Annotated in this window: 16 protein-coding genes; 12 read left to right on the top strand and 4 right to left on the bottom strand. The window is 49.7% G+C overall.

The genetic code is table 11. From position 1 onward, the window contains the following. The first annotated feature begins 86 nt into the window (after nt 1-86). Nucleotides 87-1,346 carry a hypothetical protein gene (locus SYN6312_RS01040; RefSeq protein ID WP_015123001.1) on the top strand — a complete coding sequence of 420 codons (1,260 nt, stop codon included), beginning with the start codon at nt 87-89 and terminating at the stop codon, nt 1,344-1,346. Nucleotides 1,347-1,673: 327 nt separating this feature from the next. Here the strand turns inward: SYN6312_RS01040 and SYN6312_RS01035 are convergent, their stop codons facing one another. Beyond that, on the bottom strand, nt 1,674-3,050 hold the full coding sequence (locus SYN6312_RS01035; RefSeq protein ID WP_015123000.1) for a 1-acyl-sn-glycerol-3-phosphate acyltransferase: 1,377 nt from the start codon (nt 3,048-3,050) through the stop codon (nt 1,674-1,676). An 87-nt stretch (nt 3,051-3,137) separates the two neighbouring features. Between SYN6312_RS01035 and SYN6312_RS01030 the strand changes: the two genes are divergently transcribed. Then, the gene (locus tag SYN6312_RS01030; RefSeq protein ID WP_015122999.1) at nt 3,138-3,818 is read left to right on the top strand and encodes a RibD family protein; all 681 of its coding nucleotides are present in this window, start codon (nt 3,138-3,140) and stop codon (nt 3,816-3,818) included. Nucleotides 3,819-3,919: 101 nt separating this feature from the next. Here SYN6312_RS01030 and SYN6312_RS01025 read toward each other — a convergent pair whose 3' ends face one another. Then, nucleotides 3,920-4,663 (bottom strand): type 1 glutamine amidotransferase, encoded by a 744-nt coding sequence (locus SYN6312_RS01025; protein ID WP_015122998.1) that lies wholly within the window; start codon nt 4,661-4,663, stop codon nt 3,920-3,922. Between the two features lie 126 nt (nt 4,664-4,789). Between SYN6312_RS01025 and SYN6312_RS01020 the strand changes: the two genes are divergently transcribed. The 5 genes from SYN6312_RS01020 (at nt 4,790) to mdh (ending at nt 8,747) form a co-directional block, all read left to right on the top strand. Then, on the top strand, nt 4,790-6,538 hold the full coding sequence (locus tag SYN6312_RS01020; RefSeq protein ID WP_015122997.1) for a succinate dehydrogenase/fumarate reductase flavoprotein subunit: 1,749 nt from the start codon (nt 4,790-4,792) through the stop codon (nt 6,536-6,538). Nucleotides 6,539-6,549: 11 nt separating this feature from the next. Further along, nucleotides 6,550-7,218: a riboflavin synthase gene (locus SYN6312_RS01015; protein WP_015122996.1), complete on the top strand. Its 669-nt coding sequence runs from the start codon at nt 6,550-6,552 to the stop codon at nt 7,216-7,218. 13 nt (nt 7,219-7,231) lie between these two features. After that, the gene (locus tag SYN6312_RS01010) at nt 7,232-7,501 is read left to right on the top strand and encodes a DUF3493 domain-containing protein (RefSeq protein ID WP_015122995.1); all 270 of its coding nucleotides are present in this window, start codon (nt 7,232-7,234) and stop codon (nt 7,499-7,501) included. 88 nt (nt 7,502-7,589) lie between these two features. After that, entirely contained in the window at nt 7,590-7,802 is a 213-nt protein-coding gene (locus SYN6312_RS01005; RefSeq protein ID WP_015122994.1) for an NAD(P)H-quinone oxidoreductase subunit O, read from the top strand. Beyond that, nucleotides 7,803-8,747: a malate dehydrogenase gene (mdh, locus tag SYN6312_RS01000; protein ID WP_015122993.1), complete on the top strand. Its 945-nt coding sequence runs from the start codon at nt 7,803-7,805 to the stop codon at nt 8,745-8,747. It begins immediately after the preceding gene. A gap of 59 nt (nt 8,748-8,806) precedes the next feature. Here mdh and SYN6312_RS00995 read toward each other — a convergent pair whose 3' ends face one another. Beyond that, nucleotides 8,807-9,985, bottom strand: coding sequence for an FtsX-like permease family protein (locus SYN6312_RS00995; protein WP_015122992.1), 1,179 nt, complete (start codon nt 9,983-9,985; stop codon nt 8,807-8,809). A 242-nt stretch (nt 9,986-10,227) separates the two neighbouring features. Between SYN6312_RS00995 and SYN6312_RS00990 the strand changes: the two genes are divergently transcribed. Then, on the top strand, nt 10,228-10,476 hold the full coding sequence (locus tag SYN6312_RS00990; protein ID WP_015122991.1) for a hypothetical protein: 249 nt from the start codon (nt 10,228-10,230) through the stop codon (nt 10,474-10,476). Here SYN6312_RS00990 and lspA read toward each other — a convergent pair. After that, nucleotides 10,473-10,952, bottom strand: coding sequence for a signal peptidase II (gene lspA, locus SYN6312_RS00985; protein ID WP_015122990.1), 480 nt, complete (start codon nt 10,950-10,952; stop codon nt 10,473-10,475). The genes SYN6312_RS00990 and lspA overlap by 4 nt on opposite strands. A gap of 155 nt (nt 10,953-11,107) precedes the next feature. Here lspA and SYN6312_RS19255 point away from each other — a divergent pair, with 155 nt between their 5' ends. From SYN6312_RS19255 to SYN6312_RS00970, 4 genes are all read left to right on the top strand, one after another. Then, nucleotides 11,108-11,458, top strand: a complete 351-nt coding sequence (locus SYN6312_RS19255) for a hypothetical protein (RefSeq protein ID WP_051020949.1) — start codon at nt 11,108-11,110, stop codon at nt 11,456-11,458. 23 nt (nt 11,459-11,481) lie between these two features. Further along, nucleotides 11,482-13,971 (top strand): DNA topoisomerase (ATP-hydrolyzing) subunit A, encoded by a 2,490-nt coding sequence (locus SYN6312_RS00975; protein WP_015122989.1) that lies wholly within the window; start codon nt 11,482-11,484, stop codon nt 13,969-13,971. A 74-nt stretch (nt 13,972-14,045) separates the two neighbouring features. Next, complete coding sequence (locus tag SYN6312_RS20040; RefSeq protein ID WP_015122988.1) at nt 14,046-14,222, top strand: hypothetical protein; 177 nt, start codon at nt 14,046-14,048, stop codon at nt 14,220-14,222. Nucleotides 14,223-14,291: 69 nt separating this feature from the next. Further along, nucleotides 14,292-15,020 (top strand): methyltransferase domain-containing protein, encoded by a 729-nt coding sequence (locus SYN6312_RS00970; RefSeq protein ID WP_015122987.1) that lies wholly within the window; start codon nt 14,292-14,294, stop codon nt 15,018-15,020. Nucleotides 15,021-15,028 lie beyond the last annotated feature (8 nt).

Genomic DNA, 15,028 nt, shown 5'->3' with positions numbered 1-15,028 from the left:
TGAGGCTCCCATCTGGATAATTTCCAAAAAGCTCCACTGTAAACTTAAGCCATGCCTGCCCCTTATTTCTAACGGTGTGCCTGATCATGATCGCCCAGATGCGCCAAACCCTCTCGGCCTGGATCCAACGGTTTTATCACCAATCCTCCCGACAACAAGCCCAACCCCTCAATAAACTCAGCCTGGGTATCATCATTGTTATTGATATTTTCATTCTCTGGCAGGTCTTTTCTGGGCTGGCTGATATTGCTCGTTGGCCCCTCAGCCCGGAGCAAGCCTATCCCTGTTACCCGGCCTGGCAAACCTATCGAGAGCAGACCACAGATTCCCAACTAAACCGTGATTTTGCCCAAGTTCGGACTGCCCTAGAGAACGCAAGTAATGATTCTTTAGAGTTGCAGTATCGCCGCCAAGCCCAGGATCACCTCGGTCAACTTTCCCCAGTTTGCTTGGACTATGCCGCTCGCCGTGATGCCATCGTTACTCCCAGCACCCGCAATACCCTAGCTCGACTGAGACAACAGGAGCAGGCCATTGATTTCCTCGCCACCGCTAATCGCAAAATCCGGGCTGAATATGACTCGACTTTATTAGAGCAAATTGCCGGCCAGGCCCCGTCCCAATCCATTAATGCCGTTGCTGCGGCCCAGGCCCGCCAAACCTTACAAGCCAATGAACAAAAAATTCAAACCCTGAAACAAGATATTCAGCAACTCCAAGAAACCTTACTCCAGCAACCCAACAGTCAAAAATTTATTCAATTCCTCAATCAAGATTCCGCTTTTCAGGCCGTCCAACAGGGCTATGACAGCGCGCGCTTTTGGCATCCGACCCAACAGTTAATCCTCCAAGTCCTCTTTTTAGCTCCCTTAATTGGGCTGGCTGGCTGGGTACAACGCTGGGCCTGGCAACGACAATTTGGCCTGTTAGCTCTGATTAGCTGGCATTTATTTGTGATCTTTTTGATTCCCTTGATTCTGAAAATCTTTGAAGTCCTACGATTTGGCGCAGTCTTCTCCGTTGTTTTCAGTTTGATCACAACCCTATTTGGGCAACTTTTATTTTTAGTTAGCTATGTCTATATTTTCTTAATTCCCCTCGTGGGTTTTGGGTTAATCAAATTAGGGCAACGGCTGTTTTTACATCCCGCGACCCAGGCCAGCAATCGCTACCAAAAATCCCGCTGCATCCAATGTGGTCGGAAAATCCGGCTATCAGATCCCTATTGTGCCCATTGCGGCTTTCATCAATACCAAGACTGTCCTCACTGCCATCAACCCACCTATACCTATCTTCCCCATTGCAAGGAATGTGGAATTCCCCTAGAACAGTCAGGTCAATCTTAAGCGCACAATCAAGCCTTTAGTTTTGATCGAACATAACCGCCTGAAGTCAGATGCAAACCTTAAACTTACAACAGCTTAATCAAGGGCTGCCTGGAGTTACACCTGCTTTTGGGTCAGCAATTGCAGAGGCAGCAACAATTTGCCTAACGAGTTTAGCCCACGAGCCAGGAGTTATTCTCGCAATGGCTCCAAGAGAATTGAAGACTTAAGCGCATCCCCCATAAACTATGGCGTTAGGCATACTATTCTGAGAGAGTAGAAATCTTAAAAGAACCGCCCATAAAGAATTTCCTGACTTATCCCAATCAGCACTCAAAATTGATAACGCTATCGATCATTTTTGCTGGCGATAATCTCTTCATAGCTTTGGCCAATTTTAGCGGTTACAGTTTGCACTACTTGACGGGCCTGGCGGCGATTCTGTTGATATTCGGGCCAATACTCCCGCAGGGGAATGACAGGGGCTACGGTTAAACGAACTCGGCGGGGGCCAAGGAACAAACTATCGGGCTGGGGTTTATCTTCAATCCAACACAGCGTCCGAGCCAAGATAAATAAGACTTCGGCAAAGCGGTCGGGACTGTTTTTCTCGCGCACATAATGCCCAGTGATGGAGGTAAATCGTTCCGCAAGCCGCATATGACGGAGCCGGAGTTCTGCTTCTTGGGCTAACCAATTGGCAAACCCTCGCTCAACAGGCGACAACTGCTCCAAGTCTTGGCGAAACATCCGCTCCCAGGCCGCCTGTTCAACTCTCCGACACCGATCCACGAGGTTTTCTGAAGGTTTAATCCCAAAAAATTCCTCCGCAACGTGCAAGACAATATCCAGTAGCCGTTTTAAGCGTGTGGCTAACTCTTGATTTGGACCTTGACAGGGGGGTAACTCTGGAATCGTGATGTGGTAGGAGGCAACATAAAATCTTTCAATAATGCTCAATAGATGTGTTGCTAGGTGAAAGAGCCGCTGATATAGACTTTCCGGATCATGGGCCGGGGTGGGGGGCTGACAACCGGCCTGGGTTTCCAATTGCTTGAGAACTTGTCCTAATTTGCACCAGCTTGGTTTCAGCAAAGAATATTGAACCCCAATCGGAATAATCAACACTTCTTCTAACCGCCCCGCTTTGATTAAATCTTCCAAGCACCAAAACCCCATCTGGGCAATTCCCGGTTCTAACGGGCTGACAAGTTCACTTTGATTATTGGTTGCACCTTCCGGGGCCGCGGCTAAGGGAAACTCACCCCGGACTAATAACTCACGGGCTGCTCGCAAGGCCTGGGTATCTAACTTCCCGCGCATAATTGAACTGCCGCCCAACTGCCCAAAGAGCCAGCCCACCCCATCTCCAGCCCAGAGGGGAATCCCGCGGTCATAAAGAAAATAACTGTGAATGGGGAGCTTGAGTTTTACCCCCATTTGCCGGGCCTGGCGGGGGACTAAATGCCAGAGTAAATAGCCCATACAGAGGGGATCATCGGTGCTGGGATGGCGAAAGGCTAATAAAATCCGGGCCTGGCCCTGTTGAAACTGTTCATAGGCCTGGACGAGTCGCTCTAAATGTCCCCCCTCAATTTGCTCCAGGCCCATTTGCCAACGCATCCACAGGGGCAGAAGTTGGGCAAATCCCCAGCGAACCAAGGCATTATAGGTCGGGGGTAAAAACTCTAAGGGCGGTTGAGCTTGCCGGCCACTACTAGACATGGGGGAGTTCTCGCAAGGAAGATTGAGAAGGGTGATAAAACGCAATAGCCAGAGTCTAGCATTATTATATTGAGACGAATATTTACCATGTGCCAATCCCGCCCCTGGGCTACGGTGATTTTAGCAATGAGTTTAGATGGCAAAATTGCCTCCGCTATCGGGCCAGATCAGTTGTTTGGGTCGCAGCATGATTACCAACATCTTGAGGAACTGGTGGCCCAGGCCGATGGGGTGATTTTTGGGGCAGCAACCCTCAGGGCCGGTGGCACAGCCATGAGCGTCCAAGGAGAATCCCTCATCCAGGCCCGGCTTGCCCAAGGGAAACCACCCCAACCGATCCAAATTGTTTGCTCTCAGTCAGGAAAAATTGACCCTGATTTACGATTTTTTCAGCAGCCCCTTCCCCGTTATCTATTAACGACAAAAGCTGGAGCCAGGGCCTGGGGGAATCAAGGCAGTTTTGAGCAGATTCTTTCTCCCACCACTCCTGATGATCAAATTGATCTGGTGGCGGCTTATCAACAACTCCAAATCCTAGGTGTCAAGAAATTAGCCGTCTTGGGGGGCGGGGTATTCATTGCCTCTCTCCTGGCTGCAAACTTAATTGATGAATGGTGGGTCACACTTTGCCCCTTAGTCTTAGGTGGCACAACCGCAGCAACCCCTGTGGCCGGCTTAGGATTTTCAGTTCAGGCTGCCCCCAGATTTCAACTGATGGCCACAAAGCAAATTGGGGATGAACTCTTTTTGAACTACCAACGCCTATAGCGTTACGCAGGCTGTTCTAAGCAGATTATCATTTTCAAAGTGTTTTTAATCATCAATTTCCTGACTTGCTCCTGTCGCACTCTAAATGAGTAACGCTATAGTTAACCTTCCTGAACCTGACTGAGACAAGGCGCGTTAACCGATAGTTCATGGAGCCGATCTAAGACATAAAAAAGTGTTTTTTCTAATTCTGGTAAATAGTTGAATTGGGCTTGGATCGTCTCGGCAGATTGGATGTACTGCCCTGGTACTAATTCATCGGCACAATGATCCAACAAGGCCTGGATACTCTCTGGGGTGGATTCTAAATGGCATTGCAAACCCAAAACCCGCTGATCATAGAGAAACCCTTGCTGGGCACAGGCATGACTACTCCCCAAGGCCCAGGCCCCGCTAGGAATCGTAAAGGTATCCCCATGCCAATGAAAGACCATAAATTGATCTGGGCCTGGGGGAAAAAGTTGAGACTGAAGTCCCTTAGTTGTCAGTTCTATTGGAAACCAACCAATTTCCTTTTCAGGGCCTGGATAAACCACACCCCCTAGGACCGAGGCGATTAACTGTGCCCCCAAGCAAACCCCCAAAACTGTTTTACCGGTGTTAATTGCCTCAAGAATCAATAGTTTCTCGGCTGCTAACCAGGGATAGTCGGCTTCTTGATCCACATTCATCGGGCCACCCATAACCACCAGCCAATCAAAACTGTCCAGGCCAGGAAAGGGGTCATTTTGATCCAGATGAGTGCCTGTTAAGGAATAGCCCCGGCTTTCTGCCCATTTAGCAATATTTCCTGGTCCTTCAAAGGGAACATGACGGATGTAGTGGAGACGCAACGGGTTGGACATGGGATAACTAGGGGCAAAGGCTAAACAGGGTTGGAGACGACTTACATCTTAACCAATTGAAACCTACCCCTTAGAAATCAGCCGATAGAATTAACAAGTAGGCTTTTTTAGGTTCCTAGGGCAGTCATGACGAATCCCACACTCCCGGTACAAGATCATGATGTGGTGATTGTCGGTGGGGGCCTGGCTGGGTGTCGAGCGGCCTTGGAACTGTGTCGGAAACTCCCAAACGTAAATATTGCCCTAGTTGCGAAAACCCATCCGATCCGCTCCCATTCCGTTGCGGCCCAAGGGGGAATTGCCGCCACCCTGAAAAACGTGGATGAAACAGATTCTTGGGAAGCCCATGCCTTTGATACGGTTAAGGGTTCTGACTTTTTAGCAGATCAAGATGCCGTGGCGATTTTGACCCAAGAAGCCCCGGATGTGGTGATTGATTTAGAGCATTTAGGGGTCTTATTTTCCCGCTTGCCCGATGGCCGGATTGCCCAACGCGCCTTTGGTGGCCACAGTCACAATCGCACCTGTTACGCCGCCGACAAAACCGGCCATGCCATTCTCCATGAGCTTTACTGCAACCTGCTCAAGTATGGGGTGCAGTTTTATGAAGAGTGGTATGTGATGCGGCTGATCTTGGAAGATCACCAGGCCAAGGGGGTTGTCCTCTATCACATCCGCACTGGGGCCATCCAGATTATTCGGGCCAAGGCAGTGATGTTTGCCACCGGGGGCTATGGGCGGGTGTTTAATACCACCTCCAATGACTATGCTTCCACGGGGGATGGCCTGGCAATGACGGCCTTGGCGGGTTTGCCCCTAGAAGATATGGAATTTGTCCAGTTTCATCCGACTGGCCTGTATCCGGCCGGAGTCTTGATTTCGGAAGCGGTTCGGGGGGAAGGTGCCTATTTAATTAATGTCCAAGGGGAACGGTTCATGGCCCGTTATGCCCCCAGTCGAATGGAATTGGCCCCGCGGGATATTACCTCACGGGCGATCTCAACGGAAATTCGGCAAGGACGGGGGGCGAATAAAGATGGGTCAGCGGGTGGGCCATTTGTCTATTTAGATTTACGCCACATGGGCCGGGAAAAAATTATGAGTCGGGTTCCCTTTTGCTGGGAAGAATCCCATCGCTTAGCCGGGGTAGATGCTGTCGTTGAACCTATTCCGGTGCGGCCAACGGTGCATTATTCCATGGGCGGGATTCCAGTCACGACTCATGGGCAAGTCAAATCGGGAGCTGATCAGATTGTCACGGGCTTTTTTGCCGCGGGGGAAACGTCCTGTGTCTCGGTGCATGGGGCCAATCGCTTAGGGAGTAACTCCTTATTGGAATGTGTGGTCTATGGCCGGCGGACGGGGGCTGCGATTGCGGACTATCTTCAAACTGCGAAACTTCCCGACCTCGATGCCAAACCCTATTACGCCTCAGCCCAGGCCCAGCTTAAATCCTTAAGGCAGAAACAAGGCCCCTACCGGATTGCCGAAATTCGCCAAGAAGTCCAGGATTGTTTAACCGAGCATTGCGGCGTGTTTCGGACAGCAGAACTGATGGCTGAGGGGCTGCAAAAACTACAAACACTCCAGGCCAAGGCCGAGCAAATTCGCTTAGATGATACGGGGTTAGTTTGGAATACTGAAATTACCGAAGCCATTGAACTCCAAAGCCTGATGATTGTTGGGGAGATGATCTTAACTGGAGCCTTAAACCGCCAAGAAAGCCGCGGTGCCCATGCTCGCGAGGATTACCCCAACCGCGATGATGAAAACTTCTTAAAACATACCTTGGCTTACTATTCTCCCGCTGGTGTCCAAATTGAATATGCGCCCGTGAATTTAAGCTTGTTTCCCCCCCAAGAACGGAAGTATTAGGTGGTTGCCCGATGTTTACTGGACTGATTCAGGGCCTGGGAACAATTTCCCTCCAAGCCAACTCCCAACTAAAAGTTTATTGTCCAAGCTGTCAGTTTCTCAAGACAGTAGAAATTGGCGATAGTATTGCTGTTAATGGGATTTGCTTAACCGTAGAAATCTATGATCAACAATCCTTTACGGTCAGTGTCTCCCCAGAAACCATATCCCGCTCTAATTTGAAAAGCATTGCCCAGGCCCAGGCCTTAGTGAATTTAGAACCGGCCTTACGGGTTGGGGATAAAGTCGGTGGGCATTTTGTTAGTGGTCATGTGGATGGGGTAGGAACCCTCACAGAAATTCAGGAGTTAGAAACCAGTTGGGAATTGAGCTTCCAGGCCCCGCCCCCAGTCGCCACCTATATCGTCCCCAAAGGCAGTATTGCGATTAATGGGATTAGCTTAACTGTCGCGAGTTATGATGCGATTGGAAGTTCATTTACCGTGGCTGTAATTTCCCACACCTACCAGGCCACGAATTTGCAATATTTATCTGTTGGCGCACCTGTGAATCTTGAGGCAGATCTGCTGGGAAAATATGCGGCCAAATTTCAGTACCCCCATCTTGCCCCTGAGTCTTCCCCAGGCCGAGACCATGACCTAATTACCCTTGAGTTTCTGGCGGAACATGGGTATGGTTAGCTAAAATAATTCCATGAGTCCCAAAAGTCCCCAAACCCGCGCCGAAGCTGAATTTCGCCAACGCCTCCTCAAAGAAGCCCAGGCCCCCTATCGGGGATTACGCCAAGTCATGTATCTCGTCTTTGCCGCATCGGGACTAATTGGGGCGATGATTTTTTTACTGAAGCTGATTGCCGGCCAGGCCGATCAAGAGTTATGGGGAAACTTTGCTCTCCAACTGGGCGTGATTGCCCTAATGATCAGTCTGTGGCGTTGGGAACAAAAAAACTCAACCAAGTCATAATCAAACATCATCAATTTTGGCTGAAATTCATCCAGTCCGTTGCGTAAGATAACAACATAGTCCTTTTAGTCCCCTAGCCGGAAGTCCTATGACCGTTAAAAAAGGCGATTTTGTCCAAGTCATTGCCGAGAAGTTAGCCGACAGCCTCGAAGCCCAGGCCAGTGATCCCCGCTTTCCCAGTTATATTTTTGAGGGACGGGGAGAAATTGTGGATATCAAAGGCGACTATGCCCAAATTAAATTTCCAGTCCCAACTCCGACCATTTGGTTACGCCTAGATCAAGTCGAAGCTGGTCAATAAGTGGTCGGGCAGCGGGCTAAGGTTGGCATTATTGGCGCTGGAAATGTTGGGAGTACCTTAGCGCGCCGGATTCTGGAATTAGATTTAGCCCATGTGGTTTTGTTGGATGTCATCCCTGGCCGGACCCAAGGCTTGGCGTTGGACTTAAACCAGGCCCAGGCCATTAGCGGCAATCATTCCACAATCCTCGGGACAGAAAGCTATGCCGAACTTGCTGGGGTAGATATTGTCGTGATCACGGCTGGGTTCCCTCGCAAACCAGGGATGAGTCGGGAAGATCTGCTCAAAATCAATGGCCAACTGGTGCAAGACATTACCACTAGGGCGATGAGCCAAGCTCCTAACGCCTTTTTAATTGTTGTGACCAACCCCTTAGATGTAATGACCCATTTGGCCTGGCAAGTCAGTGGCCTGGGAAAAGAGCGGGTTCTCGGTATGGCAGGAATTTTGGATTCGGCCCGCTTTGCCAGCTTCATTGCCGCGGAAATGGGCATCAGTGTGCGGGATATTCGGGCCATGGTGTTGGGGGGGCATGGAGACTTAATGGTTCCGCTACCCCGTCATACGACTGTGAATGGGATTCCTTTACCGGAATTATTGCCCCTGAACGCCATTTCCCCCCTGATAGAACGCACTCAGAATGGGGGAGCCGAAATTGTGAGCTTCTTGAAATCGGGAAGCGCCTATTATGCCCCTGCCGCTGCCACAGCCGAAATGGTGGCCGCAATTTTAGAGGATCAACACCGGATTCTCCCAGCCTCAGTTTATTTAGAAGGGGAATATGGTCTGACGGAGGTTTGCATGGGTGTCCCGATTAAACTGGGAGCTAGGGGGGTTGAACAGGTTATTGAACTGCCTTTAACCGGGGAAGAATTAACGGCCTTACAAACTTCGGGGGCAAATATTAGGGACAACATTCAACTGCTGAAGACAATGCTAGTGTAATGGACTGGAGAACTAGCCTAATGAACAAGATTTTAGCAGCAACCTATCACAACGGGAGTTTAGGATTTAAAGACCATAGCTGGATCCAACCGAGTCACTTTTTGAATGGCAAAGACTGCGGCCCCACTACACATGGCCACCGTCACCCCAAAAATCACCGCAGCGGACGTGGGACTGACTAAAATCTGAATTGCCCGAGTTTGCATGGTCCAACTGCCTAAGCCCATGGCCAACCCCAGGCCGGGTAAGTAGCCCAAAACCGCCATCCAGAGGGCCTGCTCAAGGATCACCCGGTAGAGATAGTAATCACTCGCTCCCATGGCCTTGAGGGTGCCATATTCCTTGAGGTGATCCGCCACCGAAGCATAGAGAATTTGCCCGACTACTACTGTCCCAACCACAATCCCGACAATCGCCCCCAGGCCCAGGATAAACCCGACTCCCGTACTGTTGCGCCAATAGACTTGGGTAATTTTGGACATCTCGGCCTGGGTCAAAATTCGACTATTGGGAATTGCGTCTGCCAGCTTAGTTTTTAGGGCCGCTAGATCCGTACCAGGAACCACCTGCACCAGCACATAGCTAATGGGAGAGTCTGGGGCCAGGGGCGGGGCTGAATTGAGGGGCAGTTGGCCGGGAATTTGAACAAGATTGGTATAAAGATGGGCATTTTCAGTGGACATAAACACATAGGGACTCGCCACCAACGACCGGACTCCCACCGTCATCCCCTTCACCAATAATCGCTGCCCATTTAAGGTGGCCCCTTGCCCTACTGCGGTAATCCCCAGGCCAGCCGCGTCAATGCGGTCAATAAAGGCAGTGTTAGGGCGTTCTAAATCTGCAATTGAACCAGATTGGACATTCCAGGGTTGAAACAACCGTCCTTTGGGGTCAAAACCAATCACCCGGACTGGGGCAATATCACGATCACTCAACCGTTGCCAAATGCCACTTTGGATAATAAAGGGTTCGGATCGGGCGACCTCTGGTAATTGTTGGACAGTGGCGACACTGCTGTAGGGCAAGGGTAGGGTGAGATCAAAAAAGCGCATACTTTTCGAGGCCACCCAAAGATCTGCTTTGACTCCATCAATCAATAAACTAGATGACTTGGTAAATCCCTCCAACAGGCCCGTCTGCACCGTGACTAAGGCCACTGCGAACATAATCCCGGCCTGGGCGACCATAAACCGAGGGAGGTCTTCAAATAAGTTCTTGCGGGCAATGGAAACCATAGGACGGCAATTAAAATCCTTGGGGGTAAGCCGTTAAGGACGATTGTTACTAACCGTGACAAAAAAACGGGCCGGGGTTCCCAGAAATTCTGCCTTGCTACAATCAACAACAATAGCGGTTCTTGCTTCCCTTAATACCCAGGAAATTCTCAGTTCACGATCTCCACATGTTCCTTGGCTGAGTCCATTTAGGCAACATTCACGCTCACAACGGTGTAATCCTCAGGAAGGAACTTGGCTCCATGAACGTCAAACCCCTTAGCTCCATTAGCCGCAATCCCGCCAAACTATTGAAGCGGCTGACCCTGCCTGGGATTATTTTCCTGTGGACAATTGCCAGTCTGAGCTATGAAGCCCAATGGGATTTTAATCTCATTTTTCGTTACTATGGCTGGGTTTTTACAGCTCAGGTAGCATTCTTGATCTACTTTTTGCCCAAGATAAATTGGCAACAGATCAAGGGGTCTTTCCTGAATAAACATAATTCCTAGGGATGGGCACGGGGCTGAGAAGCTTGCCAGATGCCAATCAACAAACAGGCCATGCCAATATTAATCCAAACATCTGCCAGATTAAAAATGGGAAACTGAATCAAACGAAAGTCCAAGAAATCAACAACTTCACCCGTTAAGAGCCGATCCACCCCATTGCCCATCGCCCCTGCCAACAAAAACCCATAACCTAACTGTTCCCAACGCCCTAAGCGCGGGCCCCAAATTCCATAGGCAACCAGGCCCAGGCTGACCCCCAAAGACAACCAGCGCAACCACCCCCCGCCATTGGTAAAAAGGCTAAAGGCGGCCCCGGAGTTGGTGACGTAAGTGAAATGAAACACACCCGGCCAGATTGGGATGGATTGGGGCGGACTAGTCAGGTCAAAAACGCTAATCACCCACCATTTTGAGAGCCGATCGGCGAGAATCCCCAACCAGGCCACGAACCAAAACCAAACATTTTTTTGCTTCATCGTTCTATTTTCTCCCATGCCAGGCCTAGAGTGGAAAGGAGGACTCCAGGCCCAATTGCGAATTTATTCTGTCTCCGAGGTGATCAACCGCGCCCAAGATCAATGGCGAGAAGAAAAAAGGTATTCCTCTGTGGACATCAAGGCTTTGGTCAATCTTGTCACCGTTATGCCCAGGCCATGATCCAACAGCAGCAAACCCAAATGGCCATCCAAGCCCAAAAGGACGCTCAACAGGCCTGGGGCAAGGAGCAAGTTATTTGGACTTTGCGGGCAAAGGCCTCAACCATGATCGCTCTAGCATGACTATTCCCGTCACCCACCCTTACCAAATAATCTGCAAAGATGACGGCAACTGCATTATTCCGAAGGAAGTTTTATCCCATGAAGCCTACAATATGACCAAACCTGGCTTGCGGATCTCGGGACATCAGATCAAGATTGGCGTGTGGCTGAACCCCGGCCAACTTGCACCTGAGACCAGAGCCGATTACTGTAACGATGTTTAGACCTGGTAAAAGGATTGGCGTTCATGGCAGAGCAACTCAATTTATTAAGCGAGGGTAACATTATCCCCACGGCTTTGCACACCGAAATGCAACAGTCCTATCTCGAATACGCCATGAGTGTGATTATCGGGCGGGCCTTGCCGGATGTGCGGGACGGGCTAAAACCAGTGCATCGGCGGATTTTATATGCCATGTACGAGTTGGGCTTAACACCGGATCGGCCCTATCGGAAATGCGCCCGTGTCGTTGGGGACGTGCTCGGAAAATATCATCCCCACGGCGATCAGTCGGTTTACGATGCCCTGGTGCGCCTAGTCCAAACCTTTAGTAGTCGCTATCCCCTCTTGGATGGCCACGGCAATTTTGGTTCTGTTGATGACGACCCGCCCGCCGCGATGCGTTACACGGAAACCCGGTTAGCCCCCATTTCCAATACCGCCATGCTGACAGAGGTGGGCCTGGCTACGGTAGATTTTGCCCCCAACTTTGACAACTCCCAACAGGAACCTCTTGTTCTGCCAGCCCAGCTACCGATTTTGCTTTTGAATGGCTCCTCGGGGATTGCAGTCGGGATGGCGACAAATATTCCACCCCATAACCTGAATGAAGTTGTTGATGCCCTCATTGCTCTAATTGACCGGCCCGAGATTTCTTTACCAGAGCTCATGCAGCATCTCCCCGGTCCCGACTTTCCCACCGGCGGCCAAATTATTGACACCCAAGGGATTATCCAGGCCTATGAAACCGGGCGCGGCCTCGTCACCTTGCGGGGGGTGGCCCAAATTGAGGAAATCCAACCGGGGCGGGGGCGGCATCGGCGCAGCGCCATTATCGTCACAGAGTTACCCTTTCAGGTCAACAAAGCGGCCTGGATTGAAAAAATTGCGGATCTGAGTAACCAAGGACGCTTAGAAGGGATTGCGGATCTGCGGGATGAGAGTGATCGGGACGGGATGCGGGTGGTCATTGAACTAAAACGGGAAGGCAATCCCCAAAAGGTTTTAGAGCAACTCTATCGGCAAACGGTTCTGCAAACCAATTTTGGCGTGATTCTTCTGGCCATCGTTAATGGACAACCCCGGCAATTATCCCTAATTCAACTGCTTCAGGAATTTCTCAATTTTCGAGAAGAAACCCTCATCCGCCGCTACCAACACGAACTGGATCAGGCCCAGACCCGTAGCCATATTGTCGAAGGTCTTTTAGCGGGCTTGAACGACTTGGATCGGCTGATTGATCTCCTTCGCCAGGCCCCCGATGGCCCCACCGCAAAAATTAATCTCCAAACCGAATTTGACCTGAGTGACCGCCAAGCCGATGCCCTCCTCGCCATGCCCTTGAGACGCTTAACTGGCCTGGAACGGGAGAATTTAGAGCGGGAATTTCAAGAGCTAAGTCAACGCATCCAAGACCTGCAAACCCTTCTCGGTAGCCGCCATGAACTCCTCAAGGCCCTGAAAAAAGAACTGCGCCAACTCAAACGACAATTTGGGGATCCCCGCCGGACGCAAATTTTAACGGATGTTCCCGATCTGCCCGTGATCTCCACTGCTGAAGTGGACACGCCCCCTGATTTACCCGTGATGGTGGAAGTGAGTCAAAAAGGCTATGGCCGCTGTTTAACCTCCCTGGCCCGGAATAGTTTTGTGATTCCCCCCCAGGCCAAGCAGCAATGGCAAGACGCTAAAAAAGACTATCCAATTTTCCAGGCCCCCGGTCAACGCCAACATACTCTTTACTTAGTGGGCAGCAATGGGAAAGCCTATAGTGTGCCTGTAGCCAAAATTCCCCTGACTGAACGCAACCAAAAAGGTCAACCTCTGCAAACCCTCCTACCCGACTCAGCCCAGGGGGAACAACTGATTCAATTTTGGTTAGAACCAGCAACGGATGCCGCCGATAGTTACCCAGATTTTGTCCTCCTGACCCACCAGGCCCGGATCAAGCGTATTCCAGCCACAGAGCTAACGGGGATGAATCAACGGGCATTGCAACTCATTAAGTTAAAAGATGATGATGCCTTGGACTGGGTCATCCCCATCCTGCCGGCCCAAACCCTCATTGTCGCTACCTCCACCAGCCGAATCTTACGCTTTCAAGGGGAAACCATTCCAATCATGAGTCGGACAAGTGCCGGGGTAGCTGCCTTTAAGTTGGGCACTCAGGAACGGATTATTGGCGCAATTGCCACCTCAGAGACAACTAATCTGCTGCTGGTAACGGCCCAGGGCTATGCCAAACAAATATCGGTCAATGAAGTGCGGCCCATCCACCTAGGACAATTGGGGACAATGACCTTCAAATTTACACAGCCTCACGATTATGTCGCTGGCCTGGTGGCGGTTTCCCCCCCATTTGGAGCAGAAGTGCCAGAGGTAGGCCTGGTAACGAATCGGGAACGGTGGCAGCGGATAACGGTGGATCAAATCCCTTGTGGTCATCATGCCAGTAGTATCCAGATTGTCTCCATGGAGCCGGAAGAACTAGTGACCCAAATTCTGCCCAGTAGTTAATTTATACTGAAAGGAGACAAACTCAATCAGAAAATAGAAAGATAGTCTTGCCCTATCCAATAGGTTCAAATATCATGACATCTCAACCAACAGTTCTAGCCTCTCGTAAGGTTCAAGTAATCATCTCTATTGAAGAAGAAGCTGATGGGGACTATGTAGCGTCCGCTTTAGGAGAATCTATCTTCACCCAAGCAGATAATCTAGAGACATTAAAATCCAAAATCAAAGATGCGGTGGATGTTATTTGCTGATTCAGAAGAAAATCGTCATTTAATTCGGTTAGGGTATCGTTCTTTTAATTTGCATCAATCTTATAAAATATGATGACACTGCCTACCAATTCCAAACAGTTAGAGAGACACCATTGGCAACCCGATCCCGTCAATCAAAGGGTTGTGGAAAACCTAGCATTGGACAAAAAAGTGATTGTGGAGATTGGCCCAGGTCATTGTCCCTTTGCTTTTGCAACTGAGTTTATTGATTGGCAACCCAGGCCCCATCTCGAAGGGAAACCTGTCCATCATCTCGATTTGAATTCAGAGCCTTTACCCTATGCCGATCAAAGTGTTGATTTTATTTATTGTCGCCATGTTTTAGAAGATATGTATAATCCGATGTGGCTTTGCACCGAAATCAATCGTGTTGCTAAAGCGGGTTATATCGAAACGCCTTCACCCATAGCAGAATGCTGTCGCCACATTGATGGTGGTTCACCCGATTTTCGTGGCTATATTCATCATCGGTATTTGGTGTGGACAGATGGAGATGCGTTGTCTTTTTTACCTAAATATCCCGTAATCGAGTATTTAGATTTTGGTGAAGATGAAGCCTTTTTAGTTAAAACTCTAAATACAGGTCCACTCCATTGGAATACTTATTTCGCGTGGACAGATCAGTTTACAACTCGCTTATATCAACATGATCGAGATTTTAAGGTTCAAGTTAATTATGATGCTTTAATTGCTGAAGCCATTGAAACATCGTACCTTGAAAATTTAACTTGGGCAAATCAATATAATATTCCTATGGCAAATATGTCAAATCAGTAAAAATTGAT

The sequence above is a fragment of the Synechococcus sp. PCC 6312 genome (genome assembly GCF_000316685.1).
Lineage (GTDB): Bacteria > Cyanobacteriota > Cyanobacteriia > Thermosynechococcales > Thermosynechococcaceae > Pseudocalidococcus.
This window is presented reverse-complemented; position numbering and strand designations above follow the sequence as displayed.